Genomic DNA, 16,809 nt, shown 5'->3' on the forward strand with positions numbered 1-16,809 from the left:
GCCGGGCCCTGCCCTGTGGGCAACCACAGAAGGGGCGCGGGGAACTGCGCTGCCAACCATGCACCTCCGTGCAGGGCTGGTCGCGCAGTTCCCCGCGCCCCTTAGGTCGTAACGGGGTTGCTCAGTTGCCTAAGGCACCGCGCTCAGCGGGTGCGGAAGGCGAGGACCACGTTGTGGCCGCCGAAGCCGAAGGAGTTGTTCAGCGCGGCGATCGGGCCGGACGGCAGCGCGCGGGCGGCGCCGGTGACGATGTCGGCGTCGACCTCGGGGTCGAGGTCGTCGACGTTGACCGTCGGCGGAGCCAGCCGGTGGTGCAGCGCCAGCACGGTGGCGACGGTCTCGATGCCGCCGGCGCCGCCCAGCAGGTGGCCGGTCATCGACTTGGTGGCGGAGACGGCGATGTGGTCGACGTCCGAGCCGAGCTCCTTGCGCAGCGCCTTGACCTCGGCGACGTCGCCCTGCGGGGTCGAGGTGGCGTGCGCGTTGAGGTGCGCCAGCTCCGACTTGTCGAGGTCGGTCGACTCCAGCAGGTGCGCGATGGCACGGGCGATACCGGCGCCGGTGGGCTCGGGCTGCGCGATGTGGTGCGCGTCGGAGGACAGACCCTGGCCGACCGCCTCGCAGTAGACGCGCGCGCCACGGGCCGCCGCGTGCTCGGCGGACTCCAGCACCACCACGCCGGCGCCCTCGCCCAGGACGAAGCCGTCGCGGGCCTTGTCGTAGGGGCGCGAGGCGGCCTCGGGGTGCTCGTTGTTCTTGGACATCGCCATCATGTTGGAGAAGGCGACGATGGGGAGCGGGTGGATGGCCGCCTCGGTGCCGCCGGCCACCACGATGTCGGCGCGGCCGGTGCGGATCATCTCGATGGCGTAGCCGATGGCCTCGGCGCCGGAGGCGCAGGCGCTGACGGGGGTGTGCACCCCGGCCCGCGCGCCGATCTCCAGGCCGACGTTGGCGGCCGGGCTGTTCGGCATCAGCATCGGCACGGTGTGCGGGGAGACGCTGCGGACGCCCTTCCCCTTCAGTACGTCGTACTGGTCGAGCAGGGTGGTCACGCCGCCGATGCCGGAGGCCACGACCGCGCCGAGCCGGTCCGGGTCGACGGTCGAGCCGGGCTCGGTGGCCGCGACCTCGAAGCCCGCGTCGGCCCACGCCTCACGGGTCGCGATCAGCGCGAACTGCGCCGAGCGGTCCAGCCTGCGGGTCTGGTGCTTGGGGATGATGTCGCCGGGCTCCACCGCGGTGCGCGCGGCGATGCGGACGGGAAGGTCCGCGGCCCACTCCTCGGTCAGTGCGCGAACGCCGGAACGTCCGTTGACCAGGCCCTCCCAGGTGGACGCGGCGTCTCGGCCGAGCGGCGTGAAAGCGCCGATCCCTGTGACGACCACGGTGCGGTTGTCGTTGGTCACTGCAATGTCTCCCACGTTGATGCGTCTACTGGTGGTACGGGGCTGGTTCGCTGCCGCGTGGTCGTGGACCCTCCTCCGGCACGTGGCCGGAGGAGGGGACCACGGGGGTTCAGCTGTTGTCGAGAATGAACTTGACGGCGTCGCCGACCGTCTTCAGGTTCTTGACCTCGTCGTCCGGGATCTTCACGTCGAAGCGCTCCTCGGCGGCGACGACGACCTCGACCATGGACAGCGAGTCGACGTCCAGGTCGTCGGTGAACGACTTGTCGAGCTGGACGTCCTCGGCGGGGATCCCGGCGATCTCGTTGACGATCTCCGCGAGACCGGTGAGAACCTCGTCCTGGGTGGCCATGTCGGCACTCCTTCTTCATTGTGCGCTGTCCGGGTCCCGCCGGAATGCGGAACCCGGTTGTCTGGCTGGCGGGTGTTTCCCTACGGGAGGGTAACGACCGCCGCGGCGTACACGAGACCCGCCCCGAACCCGATGATCAGGGCCAGGTCGCCGCTCTTCGCCTCGCCGCTCTGGAGCATCCGCTCCATCGCGAGCGGGATGGAGGCGGCGGAGGTGTTGCCGGTCTCCGCGATGTCGCGGGCGACCGGAACGCTGTCGGGCAGCTTCAGGGCCTTGATCATGGCGTCGGTGATGCGCATGTTCGCCTGGTGCGGGATGAACGCCCCGAGCTGGTCGGCGGTGATCCCGGCGGCGTCCAGGGCCTGCTGGGCGACCTTGGCCATGTCCCAGACGGCCCAGCGGAAGACGGTCTGGCCCTCCATCCGCAGGGCCGGCCACTTGCCGTGGCCCTCCGCGGCGGCCTCGCCGGCGCCGTTGACCGCGTCCGGCTTGCCGAAGGCGGTGTCCCAGGCCTCGGTCTGGCTGATGACGTCCTTCTGGGTGCCGTCGGCGCCCCAGATCACCTTGCCGATGCCGGGGGTCTCGGACGGGCCGACCACGGCCGCGCCGGCGCCGTCGCCGAAGATGAACGCCGTCGAACGGTCCGTGGTGTCGGTGAGGTCGGAGAGCCGCTCCACGCCGATCACCACGACGTACTCGGCGCTGCCGCTGCGGACCATGCCGTCGGCCAGGCCCAGGCCGTAGCCGAAGCCGGCGCAGGCGGCCGAGATGTCGAAGGCCGCGGCGTTGCCGACGCCGAGGCGGGTGGCGATCTCGGTGGCGATGGCCGGGGTCTGCTTGAGGTGCGAGACGGTGGCCACCACCACCGCGCCGACCTGCTCCGGCGCGATGCCGGCGTGGGCGATGGCCTTGCTGGCGGCCTGCACGGACATCTCCGCGACGGACTCCTCCGGGCCGGCCCAGCGCCGCTCGGTGATGCCGCTGCGGGTGCGGATCCACTCGTCCGAGGACTCGATCCAGTTCAGCACCTCGGCGTTGGGGATCACCCGGACCGGGCGGTAGCCGCCGACACCCAGGATCCGCGCGTACGCTGCGCCGTTGCTCGGCTTGATCTGTGTCGTACTGCCGTCGTTCAAGACATGTCCCCCTCGGGTGCGGCGTGCTCGGCGATCAACTCGCGGGCCCTGTCGAGGTCGTCCGGAGTCTTCAGGGCGAGCGTAGCCACCCCCTTGAGGTTGCGCTTCACCAGACCGGTCAGCGTCCCAGCAGGTGGGACCTCGATGACGCAGGTGGCGCCGAGACGCTCCAGCGCCTCCATGCACAGGTCCCAGCGGACCGGGTTGGAGACCTGCGACACCAGCCGCGAGAGCACCGTCGCTCCGTTGCCGACGGTCGCGCCGTCGGCGTTGGAGAGGTAGGTGATCTGCGGGTCGCGCACCGAGATGCCGGGGGCCAGCTTTGCCAGCCGCTCCACGCCGGGGGCCATGTGCCGGGTGTGGAAGGCGCCGGCCACCGAGAGACCGATGATCCTGGCCCTGGCGGGCGGGTCGGCCTTGAACGCGTCGAGCTGCTCCAGCGTGCCGGCGGCGACGATCTGCCCGCCGCCGTTGTCGTTGGCCGCGGTCAGACCGTGCTCGGCGATCTTCGCGGCGACCTCGGCCGGGTCGCCGCCGAGGACGGCGCACATCCCGGTGGCGGTCGCGGCGGCGGCCTCGGCCATCGCCAGCCCGCGCTGGCGGACGAAGGCCATCGCCTGCTCGGGGTGCAGCACCCCGGCGAAGGCGGCGGCGGTGATCTCGCCGACGCTGTGCCCGGCGACCGCGCCGACCCGGTAACGCTGCGAGGAGGGGTCCTTGTGCAGTGCTCCGGCGGCGGCCATGCCCGCGGCGACCAGCAGCGGCTGGGCGACGGCGGTGTCCTTGATGGCGTCGGCGTCCGCCCGGGTGCCGTAGTGCACCAGGTCGAGCCCGGCCACGGCGGACCACCAGTGCAGCCTGTCGGCCACACCGTCGACCTCCAGCCACGGGGCGAGGAATCCTGGCGTCTGGGCGCCCTGTCCGGGAGCAACGAGTACGAGCACGAAACCAACCTTCTCTCGCGGGGGGTCCCGGGCGCGGGTGGGGACGGGCACGAAGAACGGAACCCCCAGTTGTGGGTTCCCTACAGTAGGACGTTTGTGCAGGTCATCCCGCTTGGAGTCGTCCCAGGGCCAGGGCGATGCGCAGGGTGAAGGCGGAACGGACGTCGCTGGGCGCGTATCCGGTGACATCGGTCACACGACGCAGCCGGTAGCGGACGGTGTTCGGGTGCACGAACAGCATCCGGGCCGCGCCCTCCAGCGACGAGGCCTGCTCCAGGTAGACCGAGAGCGTGTCCAGCAGCGCGGAACCGGCCTCGTCCAGCGGCGTGTAGATCTCCTCGACCAGCTGCCGCCGGGCTGCCTGGTCGCCGGCCAGGGCGCGCTCCGGCAGCAGGTCGTCGGCGAGGACCGGGCGCGGTGCGTCCGGCCAGGCCGAGCAGGCCCGCAGTCCGGCCGCGGCGGCCTGGGCGGAGCGGGTCGCCGACAGCAGGTCGCCGACGGTGGGGCCGATCACCACCGGTCCGGCCGCGAACTGGCCGATCAGCGACCGGGCGGCGGGGACCGGGTCCCAGACCCGGTCCGGGTTGCGGCCGCCGTCGCCGACCACCACGACCAGACGGGCGCCGAGCACCCCGGTCAGCACATGCAGCTTGGCGTGCCGGGCGGCCCGGCGGATGGCCTCGACCACCAGCTCGCTGTCGCCGGACGGGGCGCTGCCCATCACCACCATCACCCGGTCGGGTGAACCCCAGCCCAGCGCCGCGGCCCGGGACAGCACGCCCTCGTCGGCGTCGCCGGACAGCAGCGAGTTGACGACCAGCGCTTCCAGCCGGGCGTCCCAGGCCCCGCGCGCCTCGGCGGCCTGCGCGTACACCTGGGCGGTGGCGAAGGCGATCTCCCGGGCGTAGACCAGGACGGCCTCGCGCAGCCCGTCCTCGCCGCCGGGGGAGGCGACCTCGTCGATGGCCTCCTCGACCACCTCGATGGTGGTCCGGATCATCTCCACGGTCTGCCGCAGCGTCACCGCCCGGGTCAGCTCGCGCGGCGCGGTGCCGAAGACGTCGGTGCTGATCGCCTGCGGCGCCTCGGGGTGGCGGAACCACTCGGTGAACGCGGCGATGCCGGCCTGGGCGACCAGGCCGATCCAGGAGCGGTGCTCCGGCGGCATGTTGCGGTACCAGGAGAGGTTCTCGTCCATTCGGGCGATGGCCGCGCTGGAGAGTTTGCCGGAGGCGCGTTCCAGTCGCTTCAGCGTCGCGGCATGCCGCTCGGCCCGCTCGGCGGCGGTCCGGCGTTCTATGGCCGTCCCTCTCGGCGATCCCCGCCGGGGTTCGGCTTCGGCGGGCGAACCCGGCGCGGCAGCGGTGTCGGAGGCGGGGGCGTCGGCGGCGGCGGCCGCCGTGGCGGCGGCTTTCTTCGGGGACTTCTTGGCAGGAGCGGCTGGCACAGCACAAGCCTGCCCTACGCAGGGGCGGATGCGCGCCGGGGTGCCCCACTGCCACGCGTGGCAACGGTCACAACAGCCGCCCCGGAGCGCGGTAGCGTCGGAGGGTGATCACTGTGCACCGGGCTGAGAAGAGGTACCGGTCCGCGCCGGAACCGGGCGTGCGGACCCAGCACGCCTTCTCCTTCGCAGGCCACTACGACCCGGAGAACACGCACTTCGGCGCGCTGCTGGCGGCCAACGAGGAGGCCCTGGAAATCGGCGCGGGGTTCGCCCCGCACCGGCACCGGGACACCGAGATCCTCACCTGGGTGCTGCAGGGAGCGCTGTCGCACCGCGACGACCGGGGGCACGCGGCGGTGGTGCGCCCCGGGCAGTTGCAGTACCTCAGCGCGGGCAGCGGGGTGACGCACAGCGAGAGCAATCTCGGCGGTGCGCAGGTCCCGGTCCGGTTCCTGCAGTTCTGGCTGCAGCCGGACGTCTTCGGGGCCGAGCCCCGGTACGGGCTGCGCGACATCGCCGCCGCCGGGGCCGACGGCCTGCAACTGCTCGCCGACGGTACGCAGTTGCGGCGGACGGACGCGGCGCTGTACCTGCTGCGGAGCGGGCCGCACGCCCCGCTGCCCGCGTTCCCGGCCGCCGCGTACCGGTATCTGCACGTGGTGCGCGGGGAGCTGGGCTTTCGCACGGCGGCCGGGCCGCGCGGGGCGGGCCGGGAGCTCGCGGCCGGGGACAGCCTGCGGGTGACCGGCCCGGAGCAGCCCGTCGATCCCACCGCCGGCCCGGACGGTGTCGAGGCGCTGCTGTGGGCGATGGGCTCCCCGCTGCGGTACGGCTGACGCCGGGTCGCGGACGGCGTCGCCCCTGACCGGCGTCCGCGCCGGCGCGCGGCTACGGGTGCCGGTTCAGCTCGGCCAGCACCGCGTCGGTGAACAGCGGCCACAGTTCCGCGGCCCAGGGGCCGAAGTCGCGGTCGGTGAGCACGACGCAGGCCGCGCCGGCGACCGGGTCGACCCACAGGAAGGTGCCCGTCTGGCCGAAGTGCCCGAAGGTCTGCGGGGAGCTGTGCGTGCCGGTCCAGTGCGGGGACTTGTGGTCGCGCAGGTCGAAGCCGAGGCCCCAGTCGTTGGGGCGCTGGTGGCCGAAGCCGGGCAGCACTCCGTCCAGGCCGGGGAACACCACGCTGGTGGCCTCGGCCAGGGTCGACGGGTGCAGCACCCGCGGGGCCTGCAGCTCGGCGGCGAAGCGGGACAGGTCGGCGGCGGTGGAGACGCCGCCCGCGCCGGCCGGGCTCCTGGATCCCGGGTCGAGCCGGGTGTCGTCCATGCCGAGCGGGGCGAACACCGCCTCGGCGGCGTACTGCGGGAAGGGGATCCCGGTGGCCTTCTCGACGGTCTCGGCCAGCACGTCGAAGCCGGCGTTGGAGTACAGCCTGCGGGTACCGGGGGCGGCCGTCACCCGGTGCTCGTCGAAGGCCAGCCCGGAGGTGTGGGCCAGCAGGTGCCGCACCGTGGAGCCCTCGGGCCCGGCCGGCTCGTCCAGCTCCAGCGCGCCCTCCTCGACCGCGACCAGAGCGGCGTAGGCGCTGAGCGGCTTGGTCACCGAGGCCAGCGGGAAGGGGTGCTGCTGCGGGCCCCTGGCCCCGGCGAGGCTGCCGTCGCGCCGTACGACGGCGACGGCGGCGGTCGGGACCGGCCAGGTTTCGATGATCAGCAGACTGTCCATGGCCCCCAGACTAGCGAGCCGCCCGCACCGGACAGGCCGCAGGCCGGGCGGGTCGCGTTTGCTTGGAGTGCACTCCAAGTCGGTAGCGTCGGTGCAGTCGATACGGAGGAAAGGGGGCCACCGAATGTCGCAGGCAGTGGTGGAGACGGCAATCAAGGAGGAGCGGCCCGGTGCCGACGACACCCCGCGCTACACCATCGGCGAGGTCGTCGCCCGCAGCGGGCTGACCGCGCACACCCTGCGCTGGTACGAGCGGATCGGGCTGCTGGAGCACCCGGCCCGGTCGCACACCGGACAGCGCCGGTTCAGCGACCGCGACCTGGCCTGGCTGGACTTCCTGGGCAAGCTGCGGCTCACCGCGATGTCGGTGGCCGACATGCTCCGCTACGCCGAACTGCGCCGTGAGGGCGAGCACACCGCGGCGGCCCGGCAGCAGCTGCTGGAGCAGCACCGGGACGAGGTCCGGCAGCGGATCGCGGACCTGCAGGCCACCCTTCTGATCATCGACCACAAGATCGACTTCTATGCGGAGAGGCAGCAGCAGTCATGAGCAGCAGCACTGTCATCCCGAGCGCGACGCTCGGTACCAACGGCCCCGTGGTCGGCGTCCAGGGCCTCGGTTGCATGGGCATGAGCGAGTTCTACGGCGAGACCGACACCGCGGAGGCCCTGGCCACCCTGGACCGGGCGCTGGAGCTGGGCGTCACCCTGTTCGACACCGCCGACGTGTACGGCAGCGGCGAGAACGAGAAGCTGGTCGGCCCCTTCGTCCGGGCCAACCGGGACCGGGTGGTGCTGGCCACCAAGTTCTCGATCGAGCGCCGCGCGGACGACCCGCAGCACCGGGGCATCCGCAACGACCCCGCCTACATCCGGCAGGCCGTGGACGCCAGCCTGAGCCGGCTCGGCCTGGACGTCATCGACCTGTACTACATGCACCGGCGCGACCCCGCGATTCCGTTCGCGGAGTCGGTCGGCGCGATGGCGGAGCTGGTCCAGGCCGGCAAGGTGCGCCACCTGGGCCTGTCCGAGGTCACCGGTGCGGAGCTGCGGGAGGCGCACGCGGTGCACCCGATCGCCGCGCTGCAGTCGGAGTGGTCGCTGTTCTCCCGGGACGTGGAGATCAGCGCGGTCCCGGCCGCGGCGGAGCTGGGGGTCGCCCTGGTGCCGTACTCCCCGCTCGGGCGCGGGTTCCTGACCGGCTCCTTCGCCAACGCCGGCGAGCTCGGCGGGAGCGACTTCCGGCAGCACCAGCCGCGGTTCACCGGCGACAACGCCGCGCGGAACGCGGAGCTGCTGGCCCCGGTCCAGAAGATCGCGGCCGCGCACGGGGCGAGCCCGGCCCAGGTCGCGCTGGCCTGGGTGCAGCAGCGGGCCCGGGTGCACGGGCTGACCGTGGTGCCGATCCCGGGCACCCGCAAGCGCACCCGGCTGGAGGAGAACACCGCGGCGACCGCGCTGACGCTGAGCGCGGAGGAGCTGGCCCTGCTGGAGCCGATCGCCGCGCAGGTGTCCGGTGACCGCTACGCCGACATGAGCAGCACCTCCGCCGCCCGCGAGTAGCCGCGGCTCAGAGGCCGGCGACGCAGCCGCCGTCGTTGCCGGAGCAGGTGACGTCGGCGTAGCGGTCGAGCGCGATGTCGGCGAAGTTGCGCAGGCTGGCGGTGCCCGGGTTGAGGTAGCCGGTGTGGCCGTCGGCACCGGTCGAGGCGATCACATGGGAGCCGAAGCCGGAGCTGGTCGGGTCCGCGCCGTGGCCCAGGCCGCCGATCTCCAGGTACGGGACGTTGCCGATCCAGTCGCCGGGGTTGCGGGCGGTGGCCCACAGCCGGACGCCGTCGCCCAGCGCGGCGGCGTCCGGCACGTCCATGCCGGGGCTGCCGAGGACCACCATGTCGGTGACGCCGCCGGTCGCGGACTGCCGGATCGCGGGCGCGGCGACGCCGCAGACCACCGAGCCGTAGGAGTGGCAGAACAGCGACGGGGGGCTCGCCGGGTGCGCGGTGACGGCGAGGCCCGCCAGCAGGCTCTCCAGCCGGGGGGCGGCGGCCTCGGCCAGTCGGCCGGTCGCGGCGTCCGCGCCCAGGCCCACCGGGGTGACGTAGCCGGCCCACGCTATGACGGCGGTGCCGGTCCCGGGGGAGACCTGCTGCTCCTCGGCGCGCAGCGCCTGTCCCATTCCGGCGGCGTACTTCAGCGGCTGGTCGGTGCCCTCGAAGTGGGTGAGGTCCACATCGGAGCCGGGCACCAGCACGGACACCTTCTCGGCGGTGGTGAGGTCCCCGTAGACCTCGGCGACCAGCCCGCGTCCGCGCGGGTCGAAGACCAGGATCTGGCGGCCGGGGGTGAGCAGCGACTGCAGCGTGGCGACCCGGGCGGCGGCGACGTCGCGGGCGTCGGAGGTGAGCGCGGGGTCGGTGGCCCGGACCTGCTCGCGCTCCAGCTCGTCCCGCATGGCCAGCGCGTTGGCCTGGTAGCGCAGGGCCGCCGGGGCGCCGTCGAAGTTGCCGACGACCAGCGGGTAGAGCTGGACCAGGCGCTGCTGCTGGGCCGGGGTGAGCGAGGCGAAGAAGGCGGCGGCCTCGGCCGCGGTGGCCTTCGCCGGGTCGGGCAGGTCGCGTCCGAGCGAGTGGTCGCGCACCCAGGCCTTGCTGCCGGCCGGCGGCGTGGTGATGGTCGCCTGCTCGTCGGAGACCGCCGCGCCCGCAGCGGCCGCGCCGGTGCCGGCGAGGACGGTGACGGAGACCATGGCCGCTATCAGGGTGCGCCTGAATCGCATACGCGTGTGTCTCCTAGGGATTCCGGCGACCTGACGACGGGCCGGGCCCGGAGGTCTTGCGGTTTGAGGATGCTCGCGCCAGCCTAAACGCATCGTCCAGCTGCGTACGCTGTACGCCAGGGGCGCAGACTGCGACAACCATCACATTGGCCCCTAATCGACCAACAGATTCACGGCGCCTTCATAACCCCGGTACCCTCTTCCGCTCGCAACGGGCCCGTACCCGGGAACGCATCGGGCCCGTACCCGGGAAGGGGTACGGGCCCGTTGCCGGCCCGGCGGCGGCCGTGACGGTCAGGCTCAGATCTCGGCGCCCTCGACCTGCTTGCCGTGGACCTGGTCCCAGGCCTCGGAGACGTAGCGCTCACGCTCCACCAGGGTCAGCTCCGGGAAGTAGTCCTTCAGCCGCTCCACCACGACCTGCTCGGGCTCGTGGCACTCGTGGAGCAGGAAGGCGGCCTTGTGCACGATCTGGCTGTCCATTGTGCGTGTTTCCTCTCGGCACCCGTCCGCACTGTGCCGACGGAGATCGCCGACAGCATAGACACACGTCCGGTGAGGTCCCGCCAAGAGGGTGGTCGGCTGTGCTTCCAGGTCACCGCTCTGCGGTGAATCACGGCGAGCCCCGCCCGGTGACGGATCGTCACCGGGCGGGGCTCGTCCGCTCATCGGGTACTACGGGCGGGTCAGGCGTCGCCGCCGGCCGCGCCCGGGTGCGCCGCCGAGACGTCCAGCAGCTGGTAGCGGTCGATGGCCGCCTTCAGCGCCGTACGGTCCACCTTGCCCTGCTTGGCGAGCTCGGTGAGCACACCGAGGACCACCGACTGGGCGTCGATGTGGAAGAAGCGACGGGCCGCGCCGCGGGTGTCGGCGAAGCCGAACCCGTCCGCGCCCAGCGACTGCCACTGGCCCGGTACCCAGCGCGAGATCTGGTCCGGCACCGCGCGCATCCAGTCCGAGACGGCCACGAACGGGCCCTCGGCGCCGGACAGCTTGCGGGTGACGTACGGGACCCGCTGCTCCTCCTCGGGGTGCAGCAGGTTGAACGTCTCCACCTCGATCGCGTCGCGGCGCAGTTCGTTCCAGGAGGTCGCGGACCAGACGTCGGCCCGGACGTTCCACTCCTCGGCGAGGATCCGCTGGGCCTCCAGGGCCCACGGCACGGCCACGCCGGAGGCGAGGATCTGCGCCGGGATCTGGCCGCCGGTGCCGGGGGCGTACCGGTGCAGGCCCTTGAGGATGCCCTCGACGTCGACGTTCTCGGGCTCGGCCGGCATCCGGATCGGCTCGTTGTAGACCGTCATGTAGTAGAAGACGTCCTCGCCGTGCGGGTGCTCGGCGCTGGACCCGTACATCCGGCGCAGGCCGTCCTGGACGATGTGGGCGATCTCGAAGCCGTAGGCCGGGTCGTAGGCGACGACGGCCGGGTTGGTCGAGGCCAGCAGGTGGCTGTGGCCGTCGGCGTGCTGCAGGCCCTCACCGGTGAGGGTGGTGCGGCCGGCGGTGGCGCCGAGCACGAAACCGCGCGCCAGCTGGTCGGCCATCTGCCAGAACTGGTCGCCGGTGCGCTGGAACCCGAACATCGAGTAGAAGACGTAGACCGGGATCATCGGCTCGCCGTGGGTCGAGTACGAGGACCCGGCCGCGATCAGCGAGGCGGTGCAGCCGGCCTCGGAGATGCCGTCGTGCAGCATCTGCCCGGTCGGCGACTCCTTGTAGGCGAGCAGCAGTTCGCGGTCCACCGACTCGTACAGCTGGCCCTGCGGGTTGTAGATCTTCGCCGAGGGGAACAGCGAGTCCATGCCGAAGGTGCGGTACTCGTCGGGGGCGATCGGCACGAAGCGCTTGCCGATCTCCTTGTCCCGCATCAGGTCCTTGAGCAGCCGGACGAACGCCATGGTGGTGGCGATCTCCTGGTTGCCCGAGCCCTTCTTGAGGACCTTGTAGGTGTCGTCGCCGGGGAGCTCCAGCTTGCGCGGCCGCACCTTGCGGGTCGGCATGTAGCCGCCGAGCTCGCGCCGGCGGTCGTGCATGTACTGGATCTCCTCCGAGTCCTTGCCCGGGTGGTAGTAGGGCGGGTAGCCCTCGTCCAGCTGCTTGTCGGTGATCGGCAGGTGCAGCCGGTCCCGGAAGCGCTTGAGGTCCTCGGTGGTGAGCTTCTTCATCTGGTGGGTCGCGTTGCGGCCCTCGAAGTTCGGCCCCAGGGTCCAGCCCTTGACGGTGTGCGCCAGGATCACGGTCGGCTGGCCGACGTGCTCACGGGCGGCCTTGAACGCCGCGTAGACCTTGGCGTGGTCGTGACCGCCGCGGCCCAGGTGCTGGATCTGCTGGTCGGTGAGGTCCTCGACCATCTTGCGCAGCCGCAGGTCGCTGCCGAAGAAGTTGTCCCGGATGTACGCGCCGGACTCGGTGGCGTACGTCTGGAACTGGCCGTCCGGGGTGGTGTTGAGCTTGTTGACCAGGACGCCGTCGCGGTCCTGCGCCAGCAGCGGGTCCCAGCTGCGGTCCCAGATCAGCTTGATGACGTTCCAGCCGGCGCCGCGGAACTGCGACTCCAGCTCCTGGATGATCTTGCCGTTGCCGCGGACCGGGCCGTCCAGGCGCTGCAGGTTGCAGTTGACCACGAAGGTCAGGTTGTCCAGGTTCTCGCGGGCGGCGAGGGAGAGCTGGCCCAGCGACTCCGGCTCGTCCATCTCGCCGTCGCCGAGGAAGGCGTAGACGTGCGAACTGGACGTGTCCTTGATGCCGCGGTCCTGCAGGTAGCGGTTCATCCGCGCCTGGTAGATCGCGCCCAGCGGGCCCAGGCCCATGGAGACGGTCGGGAACTCCCAGAAGTCCGGCATCAGGCGCGGGTGCGGGTAGCTCGACAGACCGTACGGGGCCTTGGACTTCTCCTGGCGGAAGGAGTCGAGCTGCTGCTCGCTCAGCCGGTCCAGCAGGAAGGCGCGGGCGTAGATGCCGGGGGAGGCGTGGCCCTGGAAGAAGATCTGGTCGCCGGACTCGCCGTCGGCGTCCTTGCCCCGGAAGAAGTAGTTGAAGCCCACGTCGTACAGCGACGCGGAGGAGGCGAAGGTGGCGATGTGGCCGCCCACGCCGATGCCCGGACGCTGGGCCCGGGAGACCATCACGGCCGCGTTCCAGCGGGTCGCGTTGAGGACCTTGCGCTCGATCTCCTCGTTGCCGGGGAAGAACGGCTCGTTCTTGGTCGCGATGGTGTTGATGTAATCCGTGCTGCGCATCTCGGGCACGGCGACACGCTTCTCACGGGCGCGCTCGATGAGTCGCAGCATCAGGTAGCGGGCGCGCTCACGGCCCCGCTCGTCGATGGCGGCATCGAGCGATTCCAGCCACTCGCTGGTCTCCTCGGGATCGAAGTCCGGGACCTGGCTGGGCAGGCCGCCAATGATGATCGGGTTGCGATCGGATCCGGAAGCCACGCTGTTCCTTCACTGTCGGTCTAACGAGAAAGGTGGTGTCGCGCCGCCTCCATCGTGGACCGCAGGTCGAGAAACGTCATCTCTACCCATGGGTAACCGGTTCGTGCCCACTGCCGTAAACGACACGAAGGCACCACTTTCAGGTGAAACCGGTCACCCGCCCTGCAGCGGGCACCCGGGATGGGGGTTCGCGCTACGACGAGGTGGCCCGACCACCACGCCACATCGTTGTGGTGAGTGGGCGGCTGGGGAGGGCCAATCCAGAACTGTACGCCCGCAAAGCCCGTGCTCAGGCACTGGTTGGGTGGCACTCGGTGCCACTCCGCAGCTCGCGTACGCTGCAGACCGGCCGGCGCCGTCGGGGCCGAGGAGTGAGGCGGCGGCGCGACGGGTAGGGACTGCGCAGCCTGCCGTGCGGTCCGCCGCGCGACTCGCAGTCCGTTTCGCAGGGCGACTCGCTGCCTGTTCGCAGTGCGAAAGTTCTGCACCGGTCGATACTGGGGCAAACGGGCGTGATCTGTGTCACGCTCCGCGGCGTGTCGCGTTGCGACGCAGCGCTGTCGGAGCGGGATCAGGGGCCGGGTACTTGCGCTGAGCGTCCCGCCCGTGTGGACTACGGCCACAGCCCTGGCTTCAGGAGACAGGGTCGGATATAGGAGGCAATTCCCGTGAGCGCGACCGCGGACCCCGCGGAGGACAGGTCCAACCCGGCACGTCGGTTGGGCTTCCAGCCCGGACAGGTGGTCCAGGAGCTCGGCTACGACGACGATGTCGACCAGGAGCTGCGTGAGGCCGTCGAGGACCTCACCGGCAGCGAACTCGTCGACGAGGACTACGACGACGTCGCAGACGCCGTGCTGATGTGGTTCCGCGAGGACAGCGAGGACGGCGATCTCACCGACGCCCTCGTCGACGCCCAGGAGCTCCTGGTGGAAGGCGGCCTGGTCTGGCTGCTGACCCCCAAGACCGGGCGTACCGGGCACGTGGAGGCCAGCGACATCGCCGACGCGGCGACCACCGCGGGCCTCTCCCAGACCAGCACCGTTGCCGTCAGCAAGGACTGGTCGGCCGTTCGGCTGGCCACCCCCAAGGTCGCCAAGTCAGGCAGGCGCTGACAGCGAACACGCTCCGCCCGAGGCTCCGCCGGTAGGCGCACGGGACATCGCACAGTACGGGGGCGCGGCACGCCGCGCCCCCGTGGCTGCACCGTCCCGCCGCCGACCGGCGGAGCCTCGGCTTTTCCTGCCCTTTCGCCCGCTCCCGGCCCCGCTTCCGGGGGGCGGATCCCGGTGCCGCGGTTCCGGAGCCGCGGCCTCCTGGGCCGCCGCGGCGGGGCGGGCATGCAGAATGGCCGGATGGACGATCACCGCGGAGTGGCCACCGGTCCGCCCGGGGAACTCCGCACACGGACCCTCGGCGCCTGGGACGCGGTGCTGGACCTCGCCGCCGCGCTGCCGGCCGGCCCCGGTGGACTCGGCGAGCTCGCCCCGCTGGCCTCCTGGCCGGAACGGCCGGTACTGGCCCGGCTGCTGGAGCAGGCCGAGGCCGCTCTCGGCGCGCCCACCGGGCCCGGTGCCGTGCCGCCGGGCCCTGCCGGGGGTGAGCGGGTGGACCACCGGGGCGAGGGCCGCGAGGCCGTACTGGCCGCACTCGCGGAGGCCAGGGAGCGGGTCGCCGCCGGCCTGGACCGGATCGAGGCGCGCCCCGAGCTCGGTCTGGTGCCGCTGGACTCCGTGCTGGGGCCGCTGCCGCTGCTGACCCAGGTGCACGCGACCGGCCACGAGCTGGCGCTGGCCGCGCTGCGCTGCGTTCCGCCGGGGTCGGTGCCGGAACCGGTGACCGAGGCCGGGGTGGCCGCGATGGTGGACGTCGTCGGGGCGCTGGCCTGGCGGCAGGGGGTGCGCACCAGTGCCGGGGTCTGGGGCGGCGGCAGTTCCGGCTGGGTGTTCCGCTCCGACGCCACCGGCTGGCGTACCGACTCCAGGGCCGTCGTCGGGGCCGATCCGGCGGTACCGGGGGTGGAGGGCGAGGCGGCGACCGTGCTGGGCGTACCGGCCGGCCGCTCCGCGCTGCCCGGGCTGCTCGCCAGGGGTGAGCTCCGGCTGCACCGGATCGGCGGGCTGATGGCGCTGGCGCCGCTGGTGGAGCAGGTCCCCGGGCTGCCCGGCGGGGCGCTGCTGCGGCGCGCGGTGGGCATGGTCGGCCTGCTCGGCCGCCTCCCCGGGATGCGCTGAGCCGCACGCCGTCCGACCGCTGGACGGGACGCCGGTGCGGGCGGTCCGCCGCTGGTGGCAGGATGGCTCCGGGCACGACACCCGGCAGGACCCACCCGCATCGGCGGGGCGGTCCCAGGCACCATTGAGGGGCAAGCATGACGATCGAGGTCGGTACCGAGGCTCCGGACTTCGAGCTGAAGAACCAGCACGGCGAGCTGGTCAAGCTCTCCGACTTCCGCGGCGAGAAGAACGTCGTCGTGGTCTTCTACCCGTTCGCGTTCACCGGCGTCTGCACCGCCGAGCTGTGCAGCCTGGAGAAGGAGCTGCCGCAGTTCCAGAACGACGACGTGCAGATCCTCGCGGTCTCCAACGACTCGGCGCCCACCCTGCGGGTCTTCTCGGAGAAGGAGGGCCTGGAGTACCCGCTGCTCTCGGACTTCTGGCCGCACGGCGCGGTCTCCCGCGCCTACGGCGTGTTCGACGAGGAGAAGGGCTGCGCCGTTCGCGGCACCTTCGTCATCGACAAGACCGGCGTGGTCCGCTGGACCGTCGTGAACGGTCTGCCGGACGCCCGTGACCAGCAGGAGTACCTGAAGGCCCTCGCGGCACTCTGATGCACTGACACCCGCGGTCCTCCGGCGCGCCGGGGACATTCGCCGCGGATCCCCCGGTGCGTGCGGCTGCGAAGTCCGGGAACCCGCCACTACGATCGATCCGTTGGCTGGAGAGCAACCGCAAATCGCACCAACGGGGGCACGGAGATGTGCTCCCCCAGCATCTGGAGGACTCGTGGGTGTCAGCCTCAGCAAAGGTGGCAATGTCTCGCTCACCAAGGAGGCGCCCGGTCTGACGGCGGTCCTCGTCGGCCTGGGCTGGGAGGCCCGGACGACCACGGGCGCCGACTTCGACCTGGACGCGAGCGCCATCCTGACGGCCGAGACCGGCAAGGTCGTCTCGGACAAGGACTTCGTGTTCTACAACAACCTCAAGTCCGCCGACGGCTCGGTCGAGCACACCGGTGACAACCTCACCGGTGAGGGTGAGGGCGACGACGAGGTCATCAAGGTCAACCTGGCGACCGTCCCGGCCGGGGTCGCCAAGATCGTGTTCCCGGTCTCCATCTACGAGGCCGAGTCCCGGCTGCAGAGCTTCGGTCAGGTCCGCGATGCCTACATCCGCATCGTCAACCAGTCGAACGGCCAGGAGATCGCGCGCTACGACCTCACCGAGGACGCCTCGACCGAGACCGCCATGGTCTTCGGCGAGCTCTACCGCAACGGGGCCGAGTGGAAGTTCCGGGCCATCGGCCAGGGCTACGCCTCGGGCCTGCGCGGTATCGCGCAGGACTTCGGCGTCAACGTCTGACA

16 protein-coding genes are annotated in these 16,809 nt (G+C 71.9%); 7 read left to right on the forward strand and 9 right to left on the reverse strand.

The genetic code is table 11. The features are described from left to right. Positions 1 to 143 precede the first annotated feature (143 nt). The 5 genes from ABH925_RS14095 to ABH925_RS14115 form a co-directional block, all read right to left on the reverse strand. Entirely contained in the window at positions 144 to 1,409 is a 1,266-nt protein-coding gene (locus ABH925_RS14095; protein ID WP_370147840.1) for a beta-ketoacyl synthase, read from the reverse strand. 109 nt (positions 1,410 to 1,518) lie between these two features. Continuing rightward, positions 1,519 to 1,761, reverse strand: a complete 243-nt coding sequence (locus ABH925_RS14100) for an acyl carrier protein (RefSeq protein ID WP_370147841.1) — start codon at positions 1,759 to 1,761, stop codon at positions 1,519 to 1,521. A gap of 80 nt (positions 1,762 to 1,841) precedes the next feature. Further along, on the reverse strand, positions 1,842 to 2,897 hold the full coding sequence (locus tag ABH925_RS14105) for a beta-ketoacyl-ACP synthase III (protein WP_370147842.1): 1,056 nt from the start codon (positions 2,895 to 2,897) through the stop codon (positions 1,842 to 1,844). After that, positions 2,894 to 3,841 carry an ACP S-malonyltransferase gene (locus ABH925_RS14110; protein ID WP_370147843.1) on the reverse strand — a complete coding sequence of 316 codons (948 nt, stop codon included), beginning with the start codon at positions 3,839 to 3,841 and terminating at the stop codon, positions 2,894 to 2,896. The genes ABH925_RS14105 and ABH925_RS14110 overlap by 4 nt, the downstream gene beginning before the upstream one ends. A 103-nt stretch (positions 3,842 to 3,944) precedes the next feature. Further along, positions 3,945 to 5,141, reverse strand: coding sequence for a PucR family transcriptional regulator (locus ABH925_RS14115; protein WP_370147943.1), 1,197 nt, complete (start codon positions 5,139 to 5,141; stop codon positions 3,945 to 3,947). 251 nt (positions 5,142 to 5,392) lie between these two features. Between ABH925_RS14115 and ABH925_RS14120 the strand changes: the two genes are divergently transcribed. Then, positions 5,393 to 6,124 carry a pirin family protein gene (locus ABH925_RS14120; protein ID WP_370147844.1) on the forward strand — a complete coding sequence of 244 codons (732 nt, stop codon included), beginning with the start codon at positions 5,393 to 5,395 and terminating at the stop codon, positions 6,122 to 6,124. 52 nt (positions 6,125 to 6,176) lie between these two features. On the opposite strand, the gene ABH925_RS14125 is transcribed toward ABH925_RS14120, so the two are convergent. Continuing rightward, a complete protein-coding gene (locus tag ABH925_RS14125) occupies positions 6,177 to 7,010 on the reverse strand; it encodes a serine hydrolase domain-containing protein (RefSeq protein ID WP_370147845.1) in 834 nt (277 codons plus the stop codon). 124 nt (positions 7,011 to 7,134) lie between these two features. Between ABH925_RS14125 and ABH925_RS14130 the strand changes: the two genes are divergently transcribed. Next, a complete protein-coding gene (locus ABH925_RS14130) occupies positions 7,135 to 7,560 on the forward strand; it encodes a MerR family transcriptional regulator (protein WP_370147847.1) in 426 nt (141 codons plus the stop codon). Continuing rightward, a complete protein-coding gene (locus tag ABH925_RS14135; protein WP_370147848.1) occupies positions 7,557 to 8,573 on the forward strand; it encodes an aldo/keto reductase in 1,017 nt (338 codons plus the stop codon). The genes ABH925_RS14130 and ABH925_RS14135 overlap by 4 nt, the downstream gene beginning before the upstream one ends. A 7-nt stretch (positions 8,574 to 8,580) precedes the next feature. On the opposite strand, the gene ABH925_RS14140 is transcribed toward ABH925_RS14135, so the two are convergent. The 3 genes from ABH925_RS14140 to aceE form a co-directional block, all read right to left on the reverse strand. Beyond that, positions 8,581 to 9,789: an alpha/beta hydrolase gene (locus tag ABH925_RS14140; RefSeq protein WP_370147849.1), complete on the reverse strand. Its 1,209-nt coding sequence runs from the start codon at positions 9,787 to 9,789 to the stop codon at positions 8,581 to 8,583. Between the two features lie 300 nt (positions 9,790 to 10,089). Continuing rightward, the gene (locus tag ABH925_RS14145) at positions 10,090 to 10,272 is read right to left on the reverse strand and encodes a hypothetical protein (RefSeq protein ID WP_370147850.1); all 183 of its coding nucleotides are present in this window, start codon (positions 10,270 to 10,272) and stop codon (positions 10,090 to 10,092) included. A 203-nt stretch (positions 10,273 to 10,475) separates the two neighbouring features. Further along, positions 10,476 to 13,226 carry a pyruvate dehydrogenase (acetyl-transferring), homodimeric type gene (gene aceE / locus ABH925_RS14150; protein ID WP_370147851.1) on the reverse strand — a complete coding sequence of 917 codons (2,751 nt, stop codon included), beginning with the start codon at positions 13,224 to 13,226 and terminating at the stop codon, positions 10,476 to 10,478. 668 nt (positions 13,227 to 13,894) lie between these two features. On the opposite strand from aceE, the gene ABH925_RS14155 reads away from it, so the two are divergent. From ABH925_RS14155 to ABH925_RS14170, 4 genes are all read left to right on the forward strand, one after another. After that, on the forward strand, positions 13,895 to 14,341 hold the full coding sequence (locus tag ABH925_RS14155; RefSeq protein WP_370147852.1) for a DUF3052 domain-containing protein: 447 nt from the start codon (positions 13,895 to 13,897) through the stop codon (positions 14,339 to 14,341). Positions 14,342 to 14,581: 240 nt separating this feature from the next. Continuing rightward, complete coding sequence (locus tag ABH925_RS14160; RefSeq protein WP_370147853.1) at positions 14,582 to 15,460, forward strand: hypothetical protein; 879 nt, start codon at positions 14,582 to 14,584, stop codon at positions 15,458 to 15,460. 137 nt (positions 15,461 to 15,597) lie between these two features. Continuing rightward, on the forward strand, positions 15,598 to 16,056 hold the full coding sequence (locus tag ABH925_RS14165; protein ID WP_370147854.1) for a peroxiredoxin: 459 nt from the start codon (positions 15,598 to 15,600) through the stop codon (positions 16,054 to 16,056). A gap of 175 nt (positions 16,057 to 16,231) precedes the next feature. Next, entirely contained in the window at positions 16,232 to 16,807 is a 576-nt protein-coding gene (locus tag ABH925_RS14170; protein WP_370147855.1) for a TerD family protein, read from the forward strand. The last annotated feature ends 2 nt before the right edge of the window (positions 16,808 to 16,809 follow it).

This window comes from Streptacidiphilus sp. EB129 (assembly GCF_041262645.1).
Taxonomy (GTDB): Bacteria; Actinomycetota; Actinomycetes; order Streptomycetales; family Streptomycetaceae; genus Streptacidiphilus.